Annotated in this window: 12 protein-coding genes and 2 pseudogenes; 5 read left to right on the forward strand and 9 right to left on the reverse strand. The window is 59.5% G+C overall.

The features are described 5' to 3' along the window. Nucleotides 1-11: 11 nt before the first annotated feature. Nucleotides 12-2,753 (reverse strand): glycoside hydrolase family 3 protein, encoded by a 2,742-nt coding sequence (locus PCPL58_RS13945; protein WP_065349669.1) that lies wholly within the window; start codon nucleotides 2,751-2,753, stop codon nucleotides 12-14. Beyond that, the gene (locus PCPL58_RS13950) at nucleotides 2,750-2,992 is read right to left on the reverse strand and encodes a hypothetical protein (protein WP_065349670.1); all 243 of its coding nucleotides are present in this window, start codon (nucleotides 2,990-2,992) and stop codon (nucleotides 2,750-2,752) included. Before PCPL58_RS13950 ends, PCPL58_RS13945 begins: the two co-directional genes overlap by 4 nt. 591 nt (nucleotides 2,993-3,583) lie before the next feature. Here PCPL58_RS13950 and PCPL58_RS32430 point away from each other — a divergent pair. Next, a pseudogene (locus PCPL58_RS32430) lies at nucleotides 3,584-3,880 on the forward strand (hypothetical protein); the annotation flags it as partial. 37 nt (nucleotides 3,881-3,917) lie between these two features. Here PCPL58_RS32430 and PCPL58_RS13955 read toward each other — a convergent pair. Both PCPL58_RS13955 and PCPL58_RS13960 read right to left on the reverse strand, forming a co-directional pair. Next, on the reverse strand, nucleotides 3,918-4,736 hold the full coding sequence (locus PCPL58_RS13955) for a glycoside hydrolase family protein (RefSeq protein ID WP_414860614.1): 819 nt from the start codon (nucleotides 4,734-4,736) through the stop codon (nucleotides 3,918-3,920). A gap of 190 nt (nucleotides 4,737-4,926) precedes the next feature. Then, nucleotides 4,927-5,406 carry an LEA/WHy family protein gene (locus PCPL58_RS13960; RefSeq protein ID WP_065349671.1) on the reverse strand — a complete coding sequence of 160 codons (480 nt, stop codon included), beginning with the start codon at nucleotides 5,404-5,406 and terminating at the stop codon, nucleotides 4,927-4,929. Between the two features lie 190 nt (nucleotides 5,407-5,596). Between PCPL58_RS13960 and PCPL58_RS13965 the strand changes: the two genes are divergently transcribed. Continuing rightward, nucleotides 5,597-6,805 (forward strand): acetyl-CoA C-acyltransferase, encoded by a 1,209-nt coding sequence (locus PCPL58_RS13965; RefSeq protein WP_065349672.1) that lies wholly within the window; start codon nucleotides 5,597-5,599, stop codon nucleotides 6,803-6,805. Nucleotides 6,806-6,894: 89 nt separating this feature from the next. Next, complete coding sequence (locus tag PCPL58_RS13970) at nucleotides 6,895-7,668, forward strand: enoyl-CoA hydratase (RefSeq protein WP_065349673.1); 774 nt, start codon at nucleotides 6,895-6,897, stop codon at nucleotides 7,666-7,668. On the opposite strand, the gene tssI is transcribed toward PCPL58_RS13970, so the two are convergent. Next, complete coding sequence (tssI, locus tag PCPL58_RS13975) at nucleotides 7,608-9,230, reverse strand: type VI secretion system tip protein TssI/VgrG (protein ID WP_065349674.1); 1,623 nt, start codon at nucleotides 9,228-9,230, stop codon at nucleotides 7,608-7,610. The two genes, PCPL58_RS13970 and tssI, sit on opposite strands and share 61 nt — an antisense overlap. A 326-nt stretch (nucleotides 9,231-9,556) precedes the next feature. Here tssI and PCPL58_RS13980 point away from each other — a divergent pair, with 326 nt between their 5' ends. Beyond that, nucleotides 9,557-10,261 (forward strand): YebC/PmpR family DNA-binding transcriptional regulator, encoded by a 705-nt coding sequence (locus PCPL58_RS13980; RefSeq protein ID WP_003364547.1) that lies wholly within the window; start codon nucleotides 9,557-9,559, stop codon nucleotides 10,259-10,261. Nucleotides 10,262-10,281: 20 nt separating this feature from the next. Here PCPL58_RS13980 and PCPL58_RS13985 read toward each other — a convergent pair. Beyond that, nucleotides 10,282-11,587, reverse strand: a pseudogene (locus PCPL58_RS13985) (leucine-rich repeat-containing protein kinase family protein). Between the two features lie 78 nt (nucleotides 11,588-11,665). Continuing rightward, nucleotides 11,666-12,211 (reverse strand): TetR/AcrR family transcriptional regulator, encoded by a 546-nt coding sequence (locus PCPL58_RS13990; RefSeq protein ID WP_003364542.1) that lies wholly within the window; start codon nucleotides 12,209-12,211, stop codon nucleotides 11,666-11,668. A gap of 106 nt (nucleotides 12,212-12,317) precedes the next feature. Here PCPL58_RS13990 and PCPL58_RS13995 point away from each other — a divergent pair, with 106 nt between their 5' ends. Next, nucleotides 12,318-13,547 (forward strand): MFS transporter, encoded by a 1,230-nt coding sequence (locus tag PCPL58_RS13995; RefSeq protein WP_042930247.1) that lies wholly within the window; start codon nucleotides 12,318-12,320, stop codon nucleotides 13,545-13,547. Nucleotides 13,548-13,583: 36 nt separating this feature from the next. On the opposite strand, the gene PCPL58_RS14000 is transcribed toward PCPL58_RS13995, so the two are convergent. Together PCPL58_RS14000 and PCPL58_RS14005 are read right to left on the reverse strand one after the other, a co-directional pair. After that, nucleotides 13,584-14,720, reverse strand: a complete 1,137-nt coding sequence (locus tag PCPL58_RS14000) for a M14 family metallopeptidase (protein ID WP_065349675.1) — start codon at nucleotides 14,718-14,720, stop codon at nucleotides 13,584-13,586. 101 nt (nucleotides 14,721-14,821) lie between these two features. Then, nucleotides 14,822-15,373, reverse strand: a complete 552-nt coding sequence (locus tag PCPL58_RS14005) for a DUF4880 domain-containing protein (protein ID WP_065349676.1) — start codon at nucleotides 15,371-15,373, stop codon at nucleotides 14,822-14,824. Nucleotides 15,374-15,613: the final 240 nt, after the last annotated feature.

Raw genomic sequence — 15,613 nt, forward strand, 5'->3', positions numbered from 1 at the left:
GAAGGGGTACATCAGTAGGTCTGTGCCGCGCTGACCTGGACTGCCTTGCGCAGTGGCAATGGCAGCGGGTTGCTGTCACGCGTGGTCAGCTTTTCCGGGTACAGGGTGATCAGCGTCCTGTTGAGTGTGAGGTTCTCCGAATCCGCACCGACGAGGATCTTGAACTTCCCGGCATCGACGTCCCAGCTTGCAGTCTTGTCGACGTAGTAAGCCAGGGAGCGCGAGTCTATCGGTACGCTGACGGTCTTGCTCTCGCCCGGCTGCAGGTACACCTTGGTGAAGCCCTTGAGCTCTTTCTCCGGACGGTCCACAGCAGGTTTGACCGGTTGCACATACAACTGCGCCACCTCGAAGCCTGCCTTGTCGCCGGTGTTGGTCACCGTGAATTTCACGTCGATCGTCGAGCCTGGCGTCAGCACGTTGGTCGACAGTTTCAGGTCGCTGTAGCTGAACGTGGTGTAGGACAGGCCATAACCGAATGGATAAAGCGGCTTGGCGTGTTTCTTGTCATACCCGCGATAACCCATGTACAGGCCTTCGCTGTAGGTCATCTCGGTCAGCGGGTTGCTGCCGCGATAGGCTGCCGGATCCGGATAGGAGGCATAGCTCGGGTTATCCTCGATCTTTTTGTCGATCGTGACCGGCAACTTGCCCGACGGGTTGACCTTGCCGTAGAGAATCTCGGCCAGTGCCTGACCGCCTTGCTGACCCGGGAACCAGGCTTGCAGCGTGGCGCCGACCTTGTTCGCCCATGGCTGCATGTTGGCCACGCCACCGCCGTGCATGACGACGATGGTGTTGGGGTTGGCCTTGGCGACGAAGCTGATCAGTTCAGCCTGTTGGTCCGGCAGATCGAAGCCATGGTCGGAACCTTCACCTTCGTTTTCAGACGTAGTCCCGGTCGCAACCACGACCGCATCGTATTTCGACAGGTCCTTTGGCGGACGCAACGCAGCCCAGCTCATCTGCACGCCTGTCAGGCCGCCCAGTACCGGAATGAAATTGCCCTGCACGCGCTGGTATTCCAGTTTCACGGTGTAGGTCTTGCCGGCCGACAATGCTGCAGTTTTCCCCGACGTTGTCAGCGCATTCACCACATCGCCCGAGTAAGGCACACCGTCGCTCTGCACGATGAGCTCATCGTTGACCCAGAGTTTGTATGGGCCGTCCGCACGCACCTTGAACGCCTGGGCGCCCGAGATGGTGGGCTTGATGGTGGTGGTGAAACGTGCCGAGAAGGCGCCGGGTGTCGGGCTGAAGCCAGACACCGCAGTGCTGCCTGTGTTGGTCACGTTGCTGCCGGTTGTCCAGTTCAGGTTCACGCCGGGTTCGACACGCGTCAGCACCGGGTCACCGGAAAAGCTGGTGTTGGAGAAGTATTCGGCTTTTACCCCGGCGTTGCTGATCCCGTTATCGCCGGTTGCTGGCTGATACCACACCGAACTCGCCGGATTCAGGCTCATCTCTGACAGATACGTGACATCGCTGCTGCTGGATGCCAGTTGCTGCAAACCGCTCAGCTCGGTCACGTAGCTGTTGGGCGGGGAATTGGCGGTGCCGAAAGGCGACGCCGGTACGTCGTGCGCCCAGTTGCCGATCACGGCGATTTTTGCCGAACGGTCCAGCGGCAGCAGTGGTTTGCCGGCAGCGGTGTTCTCGTTGCGCAGCAACACGATGGATTCGCGCGCGGTATTCAGCGCGGCACGCATGCCGTATTCCGGATGCTCGAGTGTCTTGGCGGTGTTGAGGTTGTTCTGGAGGTCGTAGCTGACGATGCCGCGCAGGTTGCGTTTGACCTTGTCGTCGATCACGTTCTGGGTCAGTTGCCCGCTCCACAGGTAGGGCAGGAGTTTGGCTTCGGTAAACTGCAGGCCGGAGGGCATGTCGATGTCCGTACCAGCCCATGCGCCCTTGAAGGCATCATGAATGGCGTTGAAGTCACTGATGACCATGCCCTGATAGCCCCATTCGCCCTTGAGCACTTCGGTGATCAGGTGATGGTTTTCACAGGCGTAGTCGCCGTTGACCTTGTTGAAGCCACACATGATCGAGGCGACATTGGCGTTCTTCACCATCGACTCGAAGCCTGGCAGGTACAGTTCGCGCAGGGTGCGCTCATCGACCTTGACGTCGACCGCCTGACGATTGGCTTCCTGTTCGTTGGCCAGGTAGTGCTTGCCGCTGGCCTGGATACCCTGAGCCTGGATGCCGTTGACGATAGCGGGTGCCAGCACGGCGCCGAGGAACGGGTCTTCACCGCTGACGTATTCTGCCGAGCGGCCGTTGTAGGGTGTCCGGTACAGGTTCACGCCTGGCGAGAGCATCTGCTGACCGCCGGAAATGCGCGTTTCATAAGCGATGGCCAGACCGAACTCCTTGGCCCGGTTGATGCTCCAGGTCGCTGCCAGCGCAGACTGCGAAGGGTATTGCGCGCCGAACGTGGCGTTGTTGACGTGTACCCCCATGGACGAGTCATACGCCACGGTGCCCTTGATGCCCCACTTGAGCAGGGGCGGGATCATGTGGCCGTCGTCTACGCGGGTGAAGTTGATCTTTTCCGACTGGTTCATGTTGTCGAGAATCGAGCTGACGCGCGCTTCGACTTCGTTGCCGGTCGCCGGGGTCACGGCGGCGAGTGCCAGGTTGGCCTGCATGACGCTGAACGTCAGCAGACTCAGGCCCAGGGTCTGTTTGAAAGCTGACAAGGCAAGTGTCCTTCCGGTCGATGTGATCGGTTGATTGAGGTTGTTCATGGTCGTTGTGCCTGGGCAGGGGCGTCGTCGGTGTCCACCGGCGTTTCGAGCAGGGACGACGAACTCTGTTGTTGAGCCGGGTTGATCTTGTCGGCGCCTGATAACTGGTCGCGCTTGGCTTCCACCTGCGTCCGGATCTGTTGATCGGACCCGGTGGCAGGTGTGCTGGAAGTTGAGTCCGCGGCGAAAGTTAAGGCACTTTGCGCGCACAGAAGTACTGCACTGAAAACAGACAGCATTGATCTAGTCATCGATTGAATCTCGATTGATGGTTTGCAGGATAAAAACGGACGGCTGTTGCAATCGCCTATTGCTCGGCTGAACACTCAGTCCAGCGAGAGCGTAAAAAGTTCACCGGTCGCTAAAGTATGAGTAATGAAGATTTTAATAAATGATGTCATGTGGCTATCATCTGATTTTTCCAGATGAAGGCAGAGAATTTAAGCGCGTTTTAAAGCATAAATTAGATAAATTGGCTATTTTTCAGCTATAAAAATTCAAAATAACTGCAAAATATAGGGTTTTATTGTTTTTTAATAAACCTAATCGTCGTTAGGTTTAGCGAGCTGATAAGCTTTGCATCCTCGCGGTTCGTGCGCGCTTTAAAAAGCCTGGTACGAGAGATAAAAGTATCGGGATGCGCCAGTTATTTAATTAACGTGTAAAGGGATTGTTCAGGGCTTACCGTGCGCGACTGATAATCGGCGTCATTAATTTTATTCGTCGCCATTTAAAAAATGGACGTGCAAGTGTGCATTGTCGATTGACCGAAGCTGTGTGTCGATGCAGAAAAACGACAGGCATATTCAGTCGGTCGCGCGTCAGGTTTTATTAAGTTAAAGGCAACAGTGGTGAGTGACGAAAAACGACGGCTGGACCTTGCAGTGCTGCACATCGTCAGTCGCCTGTGCTTCAGCAAACCGCAAAAACTGACATTCGGTCAGATCTACAGGGAGCTGGTGCGCGCGTATTCAAGCGCTCCGGCAATCCACGTCTGTGTGGCAACCGTCGACACGCTGGTCGGGGAAGGGCTGCTGATCTCGACAAGAGTCCTGGAGCCCGATCAATCATTTCCCTATACCCAGCACATCATCAGCGGTCTGACCGAGATCGGCGCGGCCTCGCTGAGAGGCTGCGAAGATGCGTTGGCCGAGCAGCGGGAGGTTACTCGCTGTGTGGCAGAGAGAGGTAATACTGGCCCAGTTCGGTCAGCTTGCCCTCAGCGTCCAGCAAGCTGGAAAAGTGCGGGTCAGGGTTCATCCGGCCCGTGAACCAGGCGTATCTGAACACGTCCTGGCGCTGCTCGAGAGTGGCGACCATTTCCGCCATCTGCTGCTTCTGCTTGTCGACTGAATCAATCTGCGCACCGTCATCCAGGGCGTGCCAATTGGCGAACTCGGTGACCCAGAAGGGTTTTCCGTACTTCGACAGCCGATCGAGCATTCCCGGCAAGCCATAGTCGTACCAGTGAAAAGCCAGGTAATCGATGCGCGGGTCCCGATTCTGATTCATCGATCGATAGGCTGTGTAAAAGGCATCGAGCCACACCACCGGGTCGCCGTAGCCCGGCATGGTTCCCCAGTTCATCGCTGGCCCCACAAGTTTTACGCCGGTCTGGGCGGCGATCTGTTCCAGCCTCGGCCAGAAGCTGGCTGCCGCTTCGGGCGTCATGTTGGCCTGATCGAGCAGATTCGGCTCATTGATCACCAGCAAATAGCGGATGGCTGAATGAGCCAGCAGGTATTGCTTCAACTGCCCGTCGTCAACGTTGCCGTTCCATACCATCGGGATGAAATCCACGCCGTACATCGACGCATAATCGTACGACGCCAGACGGTCATGGGGTCTGGGGCTCCAGTTGTACCACCAGCTCACGCCCGAAGATAACGCACTCAGGTCGGCGGGCAGGGCGATGTCGTAGGCAATGCCGCGCTTGGCGCTTTTTTCTGCAGCCCATGTCGGTGCCATGCACAGGCTGAGCATCAGCGTCACAAGGGCCAGAAAGGTCGGGAAAAAACGTGCTGACGGGTTCTGCGGGGTCATTGGCAAATCTTCCTTGAGGGTGGGCAGGCGCAGGGCATGCGCTGCAGTCAGCCAGCAGAAAGCATGCCACCTGTATCGTCCCGTTTACCCTGCCAGAACCCGGACAGGCATTGCCACCCATAATCACTTGTTACCAGGGATCTCCCTCGGCCTGGCGCAAATCCAGCGTGCCGCTGTCACTGAAGCGCATCGTGCCGAACAGGCCCCCAGCCAGTTTGCCGCGAAGCGTATAGGGCAGATTGTCCAGACGCTGGCTCTGACTGAGCCCCAGTGCCTGGCGCAAGGCAGCGAATGCCGACACGCTGACCGGCACCACCAGCACCGCCTCGGAGAAGCGTCCTACAGTGCCTTTCTGGTTGCTGACCCCGGAGGCCAATAGTCTTTCGTTCACGTCGAGGTCCAACGCGACGCCGTTGTAGTTGATCTCGGTTTCGTTTGGGTTCTGCACCCGCAACGTGACCGCCATGCGCAGTTCCAGACCCTGGCCGGGGATGGGTTCGATACCCACGACGCTGATTGTCAGCGGGTCTCGATGGGGAATCAGCGCACAGGCGCTCAAGCCGAGGATAAGCAGCCCGGAGAGCAGGGCGCGGATCAGGCGTAGCGACATTCGTGTGCTCCAGCGTCAGGTTCAGTGATCTTCAGACCTCGCCAGTGGTGAGAGATTCGTCGCGTCGGGCACGATGCCGGGATAGCGGCTAATCTGCCTGCCTCAACCATTGCGTCTGCAAGGCAGCAGGTTGATGATTCCCGCGTACCTATAGAAAACCGTACCTATAAAAACAAGACTGGAGATAGCCATGTCCATCGAAAGGACACCCCCTCATCAAGACCCCGTGGTCATTGTCAGTGCCCTGCGCACGCCCATGGGTGGTTTTCAGGGCGACCTGCAGAGCCTCAGCGCCACCGCGCTGGGATCTATCGCCATCCGTGCCGCTGTAGAACGCGCAGGCATCGAGCTTGCAGACGTGGAGCACGTGCTGTTTGGTTGTGTATTGCCGGCAGGCCTCGGCCAGGCACCCGCTCGACAGGCGGCGCTGGGTGCCGGGCTGAGCCATGCGACGCTGTGCAGCACGGTCAACAAAATGTGCGGTTCCGGCATGCAGGCCGCAATCATGGCCCATGACCTGTTGCTGGCAGACAGTACTGCGGTGGTGGTGGCTGGCGGCATGGAGAGCATGTCCAATGCGCCTTACCTGTTGGACCGTGCGCGCAGCGGTTATCGCATGGGGCATGGCAAAGTGCTCGATCACATGTTTCTCGATGGCCTTGAGGATGCCTATGAGCCAGGCCGGCTGATGGGTACCTTCGCTGAGGACTGCGCGCGGCTCAACGGTTTCACTCGCGAGGCGCAGGATGCCTTTGCGCTGGCGTCACTGGCTCGCGCGCAACAGGCCATTGCCGGAGGCCATTTCGACGCCGAGATCGTGCCGGTGCAGGTCACCGTAGGCAAAGAGTCGAAGCAAATCACCCACGACGAGCAGCCGCCCAAGGCGCGTCCGGACAAGGTTCCCACACTCAAACCCGCGTTTCGCGAGGGCGGCACGGTCACCGCAGCCAACTCCAGCTCTATCTCCGATGGCGCGGCAGCGCTGCTGTTGATGCGCCAGTCCGAGGCTAGGCGGCGTGGCCTGCGGCCTCTGGCGGTGTTTCATGCGCACGCGGCGTTTGCCGACCAGCCGGGCCTGTTTCCAACGGCGCCGATAGGGGCCATTCAGCGCCTTCTGGGTAAGACAGGCTGGAGCCTGGACGACGTGGATCTGTTCGAGATCAATGAGGCGTTCGCCGTCGTGCCGCTGGTGGCGATGCGCGAGCTTGGGCTTGAGCACGAAAAGGTCAACGTCAATGGCGGTGCCTGCGCGCTGGGTCATCCGATCGGTGCCTCGGGTGCGCGGATCATAGTGACGCTGCTGGCGGCGTTGCAGCGTCGACAGCTCAAGCGCGGCATTGCGGCGATCTGCATCGGCGGCGGTGAGGCTACTGCAATCGCTGTCGATATTTTGAATTAGCCTTATTAATCAATAACTTGATCTAATAATTGAATGTTGATTCTATAAGAAATATTAATTGAATAATTAAATAAAAAGGATATTTATCAATGCTTTACGAGACTATTCTCATAGAGGTTATAGATAAAGTAGGTCTGATCAAGCTGAACCGGCCCCAAGCGTTGAACGCCCTGAATGCGCGCCTGATCAACGAATTGAACCATGCCCTCGACCAGTTCGAGGCGGACAGTGCGATCGGCTGCATCGTACTGACCGGCTCGGAAAAAGCTTTCGCCGCCGGTGCGGACATCAAGGAAATGGTCGACCTGTCCTACCCGCAGATCTATCTCGATGACCTGTTTCGTGAAAGCGACCGGGTCGCCGCGCGACGCAAACCCGTGGTGGCTGCGGTGGCCGGTTTTGCCTTGGGTGGCGGCTGTGAGCTGGCATTGATGTGCGATTTCATTCTGGCTGCCGAAAACGCCAGGTTCGGACAGCCCGAGATCAATCTCGGCGTGTTGCCCGGCATGGGCGGTACGCAGCGACTGACACGCGCGGTCGGCAAGGCCAAGGCGATGGAAATGTGCCTGACCGGCCGATTGATCGATGCTCAAGAGGCCGAGCGCGCCGGTCTGGTGGCCCGCGTGCTGCCGCTCGATCAGTTGCTGCCGGAAGCGCTGGCAGTGGCAGCGGTGATCGCCAGTAAATCCCTGCCAGTGGCGATGATGATCAAGGAGAGCGTCAATCGCGCATTCGAGGTCAGCCTGGCCGAAGGTATTCGCTTCGAGCGCCGGGTTTTTCACGCCGCCTTCGCCAGCCAGGATCAGAAAGAGGGCATGCGCGCCTTTATCGACAAACGCCAGCCCGACTTCAAGGACTGCTGATCTTCATGGCCCACGATCAGGATACGTTGCGCGTCGACCTGCAGCGCCGCGGTTTGCCCGCGTACCAGCAATCCGTCGTGGGCATTGATGTGCAAGTGCCGACCGCTCGCCACTCGAATACAGCCAGCCGGCTGTGCGGTCATCCCGTCCAGCCCATGACCCGGTGACAGTACTGCGCAAATCACAGGCCGTTCGGGATGATTGTCGAGGTAGCGCACCAACACACGTGCGCCCGGCGGTAGCCGATGAACCTCCGCGCAAGCGACCTCGGCCAACGGCCAGCGTTGTGCGGGTTCGTCTTCCAGATCCTGAACGTGCCAGTCGAAGCGGATTGAGCGATATCCGGGTGGTTCCGGCTGCATGCCGTTGCGCTGCAATGTGGCGAAATGCTCACCGGTGACCGCAGGTCGAGGGTGGCTGATCGAGGGGCGAAACGGCGTCGCCCAGGGTATTACCCTGAAACTGTTGCAGTAGCCGTTGCCTTGCAGCTGTTCAGCCTCGGGTGACGAACGTTGCGCTTCCACGAGGATGCGCAGGATTGCCAGCGCATCATGAGCGGCGACACCCTTCAGCACCTGTAACTGCCTGCCAGCGTGAGCGACTTCGGTCACTAGCCATTGGTCGTTGAGCAATGGCTCTGGGTGATCGAGCACCTGAATGACTTCACCACACTGTAAGGCGGTGTCGGTGCTTTGGCCTCTGACATCGCGCCGCTCGCAACGCAGGCGCTCCAGCCTGCGACTGCCACGCTGCCGACTCAGTGCCTCCTGGTGACTGATTGCTCCACGAACGCCTGGCGGTTGAAAGGCATGATTGGCCGCTATCGTCAGAGGATGTTCATCGTGCAGCGATGAGGGTGCATGCGCAGGTTGCGGGTGCTCGGCGACTTGTTTTGAAACGTGCGCAAACGCCAGTCGCTCGGCCAGGTGCAACAGCGTATCTCGCAACGCGCCTGACGCTTGCGGTCGCTTGAAGCGCACCGGCAATGGCTGCGCCGGAAAGCTGGCTGGGTCGTCCGAGAACACCAGCCGGTGGCCGCTCCGTCGATGCTCGAAACGGAAATGCATGCCTTCTTCCTCACACAGGCGCTGCAACAGGTGCAGATCGCTTTCGTCGTACTGGATGTGCAACGGTTTGCCAGGATAAAGGCCGTTCATGTGCTCGAAGCGGTAAGCGTTTGCTCCGATGCCGTGCGCTTCAAGCAATCGCATGATCAGTTGAGGGATCGCAAGGTCCTGATAGGTGCGGCGATGTCGATGCTGCGCCAGTTGTTGCAGATCAGGCATCAGGATCAGATGGTAAAGGCTCATTCGAGCCCCCCTGTGGAGCCGGGCCGCATGCTCGATACGGCCATGCCTGCCGCCGCCGGATTCGCCGAAGCTTAAAAACGCTTCGCGTTGCAGCAGGCTGTGCACATCCCACTGCGGGTCGCTGCCGATCATCCAGATGTCGAAGCGATACGTTTCGTTGAGGGCTTCATGGCCGGCGAAGCTGATGATATGCAGATCCGGCTGGCAGTCGGTGATCGCCAGCATGAAGGGCACTTGCAGGTCCTTGCGCATCCGCGGGGCTCTCTAGCTTCAAAAAAGGGGCCGCGAAGGTTACGGAATACGGGGTTACAAAAGCATTGCTGCAAGGTTTTTCGGAAAGAGCCTACAAGCGTTGATGGAAAGACGATGAGTGCCGTTGGCCGGATTGATAGTCATCTTGGCCAGTTCGTCAGGCCAATCTGCCTGTCGGGGGTTTCATCTGCCGTGATCGCGTATAAAATGCGCCGCGCCGGACAGGGTATTTGCCGGTGACCCTTTTTCAGCGCCTTGCCTGCGCCGCGTTCTGTGAGTCATGCAGACACAGGCGGCGAGGCGCCTAGCGAATCAAGAGAGCAGACATGGGCGCACAGTGGAAGGTCAAGCATAAAGAAGCGGCAGCCAATGCCAAGGGACGTACGTTTGGCAAGCTGTCCAAGGAAATCATGATCGCGGCTCGTGCTGGTGCAGACCCGGACATGAACTCGCGTCTGCGGCTGGTGGTCGAGCAGGCCAAGAAGGCCTCGATGCCGCGCGAGACTCTGGAACGTGCCATCAAGAAAGGCGCCGGCCTGCTGGGCGAAAGCGTCAACTTCGAGCGTCTGACCTACGAAGGTTTTGCGCCACACCGCGTTCCGGTGATCGTCGAGTGCCTGACCGATAACATCAACCGGACGGTCTCGGAAATTCGCGTGCTGTTCCGCAAGGGCCAGCTGGGTGCTGCGGGTTCGGTTTCGTGGGACTTTTTGTATCAGGGCATGATCGAGGCTGTTCCTGCAGCAGCGGATGCCGACCCGGAGCTGGCGGCAATCGAGGCCGGTGCCCAGGATTTCGAGCCAGGTGAAGAAGGCGCGACGCTGTTCCTCACCGAGTCCACCGACATGGACGCAGTCTGCAAGGCGCTTCCGGAATTCGGTTTCACCGTCCAGTCCGCGCAACTGGGCTACCGCCCGAAAAGCACCGTGGACGGCCTGACCGATGAGCAGATGGCCGAAGTCGAAGCGTTTCTCGAAGCCATCGACAACCATGATGACGTGCAGAACGTTTACGTGGGTCTGGCAGGCTGATCACTGCGCAATGGAGCGCTTTACGCGCTCCATGTTTTTATCTGTAGAAGAATCTCTGCCAGCGACGGTCGTTGCTGGCAATCAGGCTGCACGCAGCTTGCCTGCAGCGCCGTTAGACCCGCCATGACGTCCTGATCCTGCGGATCTGCCTCGCAACGTTCGAGCAATTCCCCCAGCAAGATACCGAATGCCCGCGTTTCGATGCGCTCCAGCGCCTCTCCCAGCCCGGCTGACGGGTGAAAGGACGCCGCACCGAAGTCGCTCAGCAGGCAATTGCCATCCTCCTGCACAAGAATGTTGTGGCCATACAGGTCGCCATGCGTAATCCCGCGGGCGTGCAGGTGCGCGGTAACCGATGCAATACCTTCAGCGAGGCGCAGCAGCACGGGCAGGGAAAAGCGCGTGTCACTGGCGTAGACATCGCGGCTACAGGATTCCAGGCTCGGCGGGCCGGCAAGATTGCCGAAATCGGGGGCTATCAGCGCCATGACCAGGCCGCGCTGATGCTCGGGATGCCCGCTGATCTGTCCAAACACCTCGATCAGCTGTGTGTGGCGGCCTGCGGCGATGCAGGCGGCCATTTCATTGAGCGGCGAGCCATCGCTGGTGACCGCGCCCTTGTACAGCTTGACCGCTGCCATGTGCTCAGCGCCGGCGTCGTGCCAGACCGCCTGCTGAATGATACCCGACGCACCTTCGCCCAAGCGTTGATGGAGGCTGAGGTTGTTGCCAGGGGATTTCACGAATCGGCGCGGTGGGGCGTTCAGCGCACAGCGGGTTGTCGGCGAAGGCGAGCCATGCCAGGGCAGGCAGGCTCAGCAGCCAGTCCGGCAGCTCGGTCAGACGATTGGCCGCAATGCGGATCAGCTCCAGCTTGTGACACTGCGCGAGGGTCGCGGGCAGGGTGCGCAAGCGGTTGCCGGCGAGCATCAGCTTTTGCAGGTCCGGGCGGCGGCCCAGTTCGTCGGGCAGCGACTCGATGCGGTTGTCGGTGAGGATCAGCCAGCGCAGGCGCGGCGGCAGTGCTGCGGCGCTGACCTGTTCTATGCGATTGGCCTTGAGGCCGACAATCTGCAACTGTTGGCATTGGCCAATGCTTTCCGGCAGGTGCGTAAAGGCGTTATCTGACGCGAACAGCACGCGCAGGCGGGTCAGGCGACACAGGTCGTCAGGCAGTGAGGTCAGCCTGTTGCCACTGAGATTCAAGACTTCCAGCGTGTCGGCCAGGTCGAAGATTTCAACCGGGAATTCGCTCAGGTCACAGGAGAGGTCAAGCCGTTGGGTGCCTGCCAGCTTGCCGGCGCGTAGATCTGCGAGGGTGTGCATGAATAGGTTCGGTCATTGATGTCGGACGAGGCGCGCATGATAACGGGAGTTGCGCCCGCTGACTCCCTGCAAAGCGGCTCAGCTCAGGCAGCGGTCGACCCATTGACGCACGCGTTCGGGCGTCGGCGCCGATTCGGCATACAGAATCCGGTAAATCATCGGCGCGATGACGGCATCAATCATGTCGTCGGCACTGGGGGAAACCTCGCCGCGAGCGATGGCGCGATCGATCATGACCTGCAACTGCTCGCGAACCATTGCCGCACACTTGCCGACACAGCCGGAGGTACTGGCGGCGACATCGCGCATCAATGCCCGGCCAGGCGCCGAGGACATTTCGTCCAGATACATTTCACTCCAGGTCAGCAGGTCCTGATGCAGACTGCCCTGATCAATCGGCACGTCAGGGCGCAGACGCTCCAGAGCAGCGTCCGCCAGCAACGTGGTCAGATCACCCCAGCGGCGATAAATGGTCGACGGCGTAACGCCTGCGCGGGTCGCGATCATCGGCACGCTGAGTGCCGACCGATCGTGCTCCTGCAACAAATCGCGGACGGCGCGGTGGATGGATTCCTGCACACGGGCACTGCGGCCTCCGGTGCGAACTGCTTCTTTAATAGCCATACGGCGGACCTTAACACAAAGTATTTGCTTTAAGCGCTATCACGTCGCACACTCCGCAAAAGCTAATTTATGGCTTTAACAGGTTGCATTGGCGGAGAGCGTATCCATGTCCCTTTCTTCACACGATTCGACGTCGCCAGACGTGAAGTCTGACGGTCGGGCACGAAACCATCTCGGGTTTCTGGCGTTTACCACGTTATGCTTTTTTGCCGCGTCCAGCACGCCCACGCCGCTTTATCACCTTTATCAGGAAGCATGGGGATTCTCGGCGGGCGTGCTTACCCTGATTTTTGCAGTCTATGCATTCAGCCTGCTGGCTGCCTTGTTGATGGGCGGGTCGCTGTCTGACTATTTGGGGCGGCGCCCGGTGATTTTCGGCGCCTTGCTGCTGCAAAGCGTCTCGATGCTGCTGTTCATTCTGGCCAGTGACGTCAGCTGGCTGGTGGCTGCGCGCCTGCTGCAGGGTTTTGCAACAGGTCTGGCTGCCAGCGCACTGGGCGCAGCCTTGCTGGACAATGATTCGGTCAAGGGGCCGTTGATCAACAGCATTTCGCCGATGCTCGGCATGGCCGTTGGCGCTCTGGGGACAGCACTGCTGGCGCAATTCGCGCCGTTGCCGTTGATACTCGGTTACTGCTTGCTGCTGGCCGCATTTCTGAGTCAGGCCCTGTACCTGGGACGCGTCGAAGAAACCGTCAGTCCTCAGCCTGGTGTCTGGCAATCCCTCAAGCCCTCGCTGCATGTACCGCAGCAGGCACGCCGCATGCTGTGGCTGGTTCTGCCGGTGGACATCGCCGCGTGGGCGCTGGGTGGCTTCTTTCTGTCGTTGAGCCCGTCCTTGCTGGTAGCGGCGACCGGCTCCACCTCACCGCTCAATGGCGGCCTGGCGGTTGCGGCGCTGACCCTCAGCGGTGCGGCGGCGATTCTGACGTTGCGTCAGCGCGAGCCGGTACTCGGCTTGTGGGTAGGTGCGAGCTTTCTGCCGCTGGGTGTCGCGGTGATCCTGCTTTCGATCAACCTGGGTTTGCTGTGGCTGTTTTTCGTCGGCGCAGTGGTCGCAGGTGTGGGTTTCGGGTCGAGCTTTCTGGGCGCGCTGCGCATGCTCATGCCCTTGGCGCATGCCCACGAGCGGGGCGGGCTGATGTCGGCTTTTCTGGTGCTCAGCTACCTGGCCTTCTGCATACCGGCACTGGTCGCCGGCTTCTTTGCCCACTCGGCGGGGCTGGTGATGACCAGCAATGTCTACGGGGCAGTGGTGATCACGCTGGCGCTGATCGCGCTGGCCAGTCTGATCGTACGGCGTGCCGCCAGCGCAAACAAAAATGCCCACGCATAGGTGGGCATTTCGGTTTGCCTGAAGGCAGGAGAGCCCTTAACGCAGCTCTTTTACCATCTCGGACAACACGGTCAGTATATCCCCGGCCAGTTGCGCGGAGCGCTTGCCTGACCAGCCGGTGACCGGGTCTGGCGCGTTGTCGTGATCCTTGAACGGCATTTCCAGGGTCAGTGACAGGCACTTGTAGCGTTCGCCCACAGCATTGGCGGCCAGGTTCATGTTGGCCTGACCGGGCGCGCTGCGTGGATAGCCATGAGTCGTCTGGAAGTTGTCGCTGACCTCGCACAGGCGGCTGCGAAAGCGCTCTTCAAGCTGGCGTTGCTGTGCGCTATACCCCGGATTACCTTCGCAGGCGGCAGTGAATACGTAGGGGATTTCCTCGTCGCCGTGCACGTCGAGGAACATGTCCACGCCGTACTTTTCCATCTGCTGCCTGATGAAAGACACTTCCGGACTCAGCGCTTCGGTACTGTCCTGCCAGGCACGATTAAGGTCCTTGCCGTTGGCGTTGGTGCGCAAGTGGCCATGAAAGGCACCGTCCGGGTTGACGTTCGGTACCAGATACAGGTCCGCTTCTGCCAGCAATTGCTGCAGCGCGGCGTCATCCTTTTGCTGGAGGCGTTCGATTACGCCCTCCATGAACCATTCGGCCATGTGTTCGCCAGGGTGCTGCTGGGCAATCATCCAGATCCTGCGTTTGCCTTCGGCACCGTCGCCTTTGCGCAGCAGTTGAATATCCCGACCCTCGACGCTTTTGCCGACAGCCAGCAACTGCGCACCGGCTTTTTCCTGCGCCTGTTCGATCAGCCACTGATGGCGTTCGCGGCTGTAGGGTTCGAAGTATGCAAACCAGACTTGCGGCTGGTCCGGGGCCAGGCTGAAATTCAGCGCCTTGCCGTCGAAATCCGACGCTACCCGAAACCAGTTCTCATGGTCGTAGGACGCCACGGCGTTGTAGCCGGCCCAGGCACTGTTGAACGTGGACTCGCTGGCATTGGTCAGGCTGAAGCCATAGGTCTGGCCGACGTTCAGGCCTTCTGCCTTGAAATGAAACCACTGGAAATGTGCGCTTTGCGTGTCGGGCCGAATCGCCAGCCTGACATACGCCGGGTCGCTTGCGTCGAGAACCTGAATGTTGCCGCTGTCGAAATCTGAACCAATAGTGAGAGTCAAGATAGGTGCCTGCTTGCGTAGATGCCTTTTCAGGCCACTACTGTACACCGATCAACATCGCGCCCTGCGACGTAAACTTCACTGCAACGGTCATCTGCGCCTCAGGATATGGCCTCGGCGGTGACCATCAGGCTGCAGATGAAGGCGGTCAGCAGGCACCAGATCAGATACACACTGCGCTTGCGCCGATGCCAGCCGGATGCGCCGAGCAGCGAGGCGGGCGCCTGCAACTGACGCCACAGTCGCTCGCTGTTCTGGAAGGCCGAAAGGTGCGCGGCGTCGGCGTCCAGCCAGTGGCGAAATTCGATGCGTTCGCTGGCGGTTGCCGCTGGGCTCTGCAGGTGCACATACCAGCGACTGGCCTGATTCTGAATGGCAGCCTGAATGGCAGCGCCTGGGGTGTCTGCCGCGCCAGGTACGTGGGCCTTTCCCAGCGCACGAAGCATCGCACGCTCTACCCGGGCGATATCGACGTTCATGAAGCGCGCGATGTCGGCATAGGCCAGTCCGTCGAGTCGGCTGAGCAGGAATATCTGCCGGGTCCGGCGCGAGAGCTTGCCCAGTCGGTGACCGAGTTCAATGGCCAGCAGCGTGGGTTGCGGCTCGGGCACGCGGACAGGGAGGTGCAGTAGAGACGAGAGCTGATTACTCATGATGTATCGCTCGCTGATCGTCCATGGGAGTCTTCCTTGTGATGTCGGGTAGCGTCCGTGACAAGAATAGACTAGTGAATACGAGAATCATTCTCAAGTGAAAAGTCGCAGCAATTACTTTTTATCTGCCGCATCGTGGCGTTTTTGCCTTAAAAGCATGGCCTTGAACGAGTGGCCTTTGCTATGATCCGCGTCATTGCAACACACCGCGCAACACCCAGACTTCATTAGCCTGAAGCA

It is taken from the genome of Pseudomonas cerasi (assembly GCF_900074915.1).
In the GTDB taxonomy this organism is placed as follows: Bacteria; Pseudomonadota; Gammaproteobacteria; order Pseudomonadales; family Pseudomonadaceae; genus Aquipseudomonas; species Aquipseudomonas cerasi.

What these genes read in the sequence shown, in the direction of transcription:
- PCPL58_RS13995 (WP_042930247.1), top strand. Translation starts at nt 12,318, where the DNA reads ATGTCCCTTTCTTCACACGATTCGACGTCGCCAGACGTGAAGTCTGAC.
- PCPL58_RS13945 (WP_065349669.1), bottom strand. Translation starts at nt 2,753, where the DNA reads ATGAACAACCTCAATCAACCGATCACATCGACCGGAAGGACACTTGCC.
- PCPL58_RS13955 (WP_414860614.1), bottom strand. Translation starts at nt 4,736, where the DNA reads ATGCTCAGCCTGTGCATGGCACCGACATGGGCTGCAGAAAAAAGCGCC.
- PCPL58_RS13970 (WP_065349673.1), top strand. Translation starts at nt 6,895, where the DNA reads ATGCTTTACGAGACTATTCTCATAGAGGTTATAGATAAAGTAGGTCTG.
- tssI (WP_065349674.1), bottom strand. Translation starts at nt 9,230, where the DNA reads ATGCGCAAGGACCTGCAAGTGCCCTTCATGCTGGCGATCACCGACTGC.
- PCPL58_RS13980 (WP_003364547.1), top strand. Translation starts at nt 9,557, where the DNA reads ATGGGCGCACAGTGGAAGGTCAAGCATAAAGAAGCGGCAGCCAATGCC.
- PCPL58_RS13960 (WP_065349671.1), bottom strand. Translation starts at nt 5,406, where the DNA reads ATGTCGCTACGCCTGATCCGCGCCCTGCTCTCCGGGCTGCTTATCCTC.
- PCPL58_RS14005 (WP_065349676.1), bottom strand. Translation starts at nt 15,373, where the DNA reads ATGAGTAATCAGCTCTCGTCTCTACTGCACCTCCCTGTCCGCGTGCCC.
- PCPL58_RS13990 (WP_003364542.1), bottom strand. Translation starts at nt 12,211, where the DNA reads ATGGCTATTAAAGAAGCAGTTCGCACCGGAGGCCGCAGTGCCCGTGTG.
- PCPL58_RS13950 (WP_065349670.1), bottom strand. Translation starts at nt 2,992, where the DNA reads ATGCTGTCTGTTTTCAGTGCAGTACTTCTGTGCGCGCAAAGTGCCTTA.
- PCPL58_RS13965 (WP_065349672.1), top strand. Translation starts at nt 5,597, where the DNA reads ATGTCCATCGAAAGGACACCCCCTCATCAAGACCCCGTGGTCATTGTC.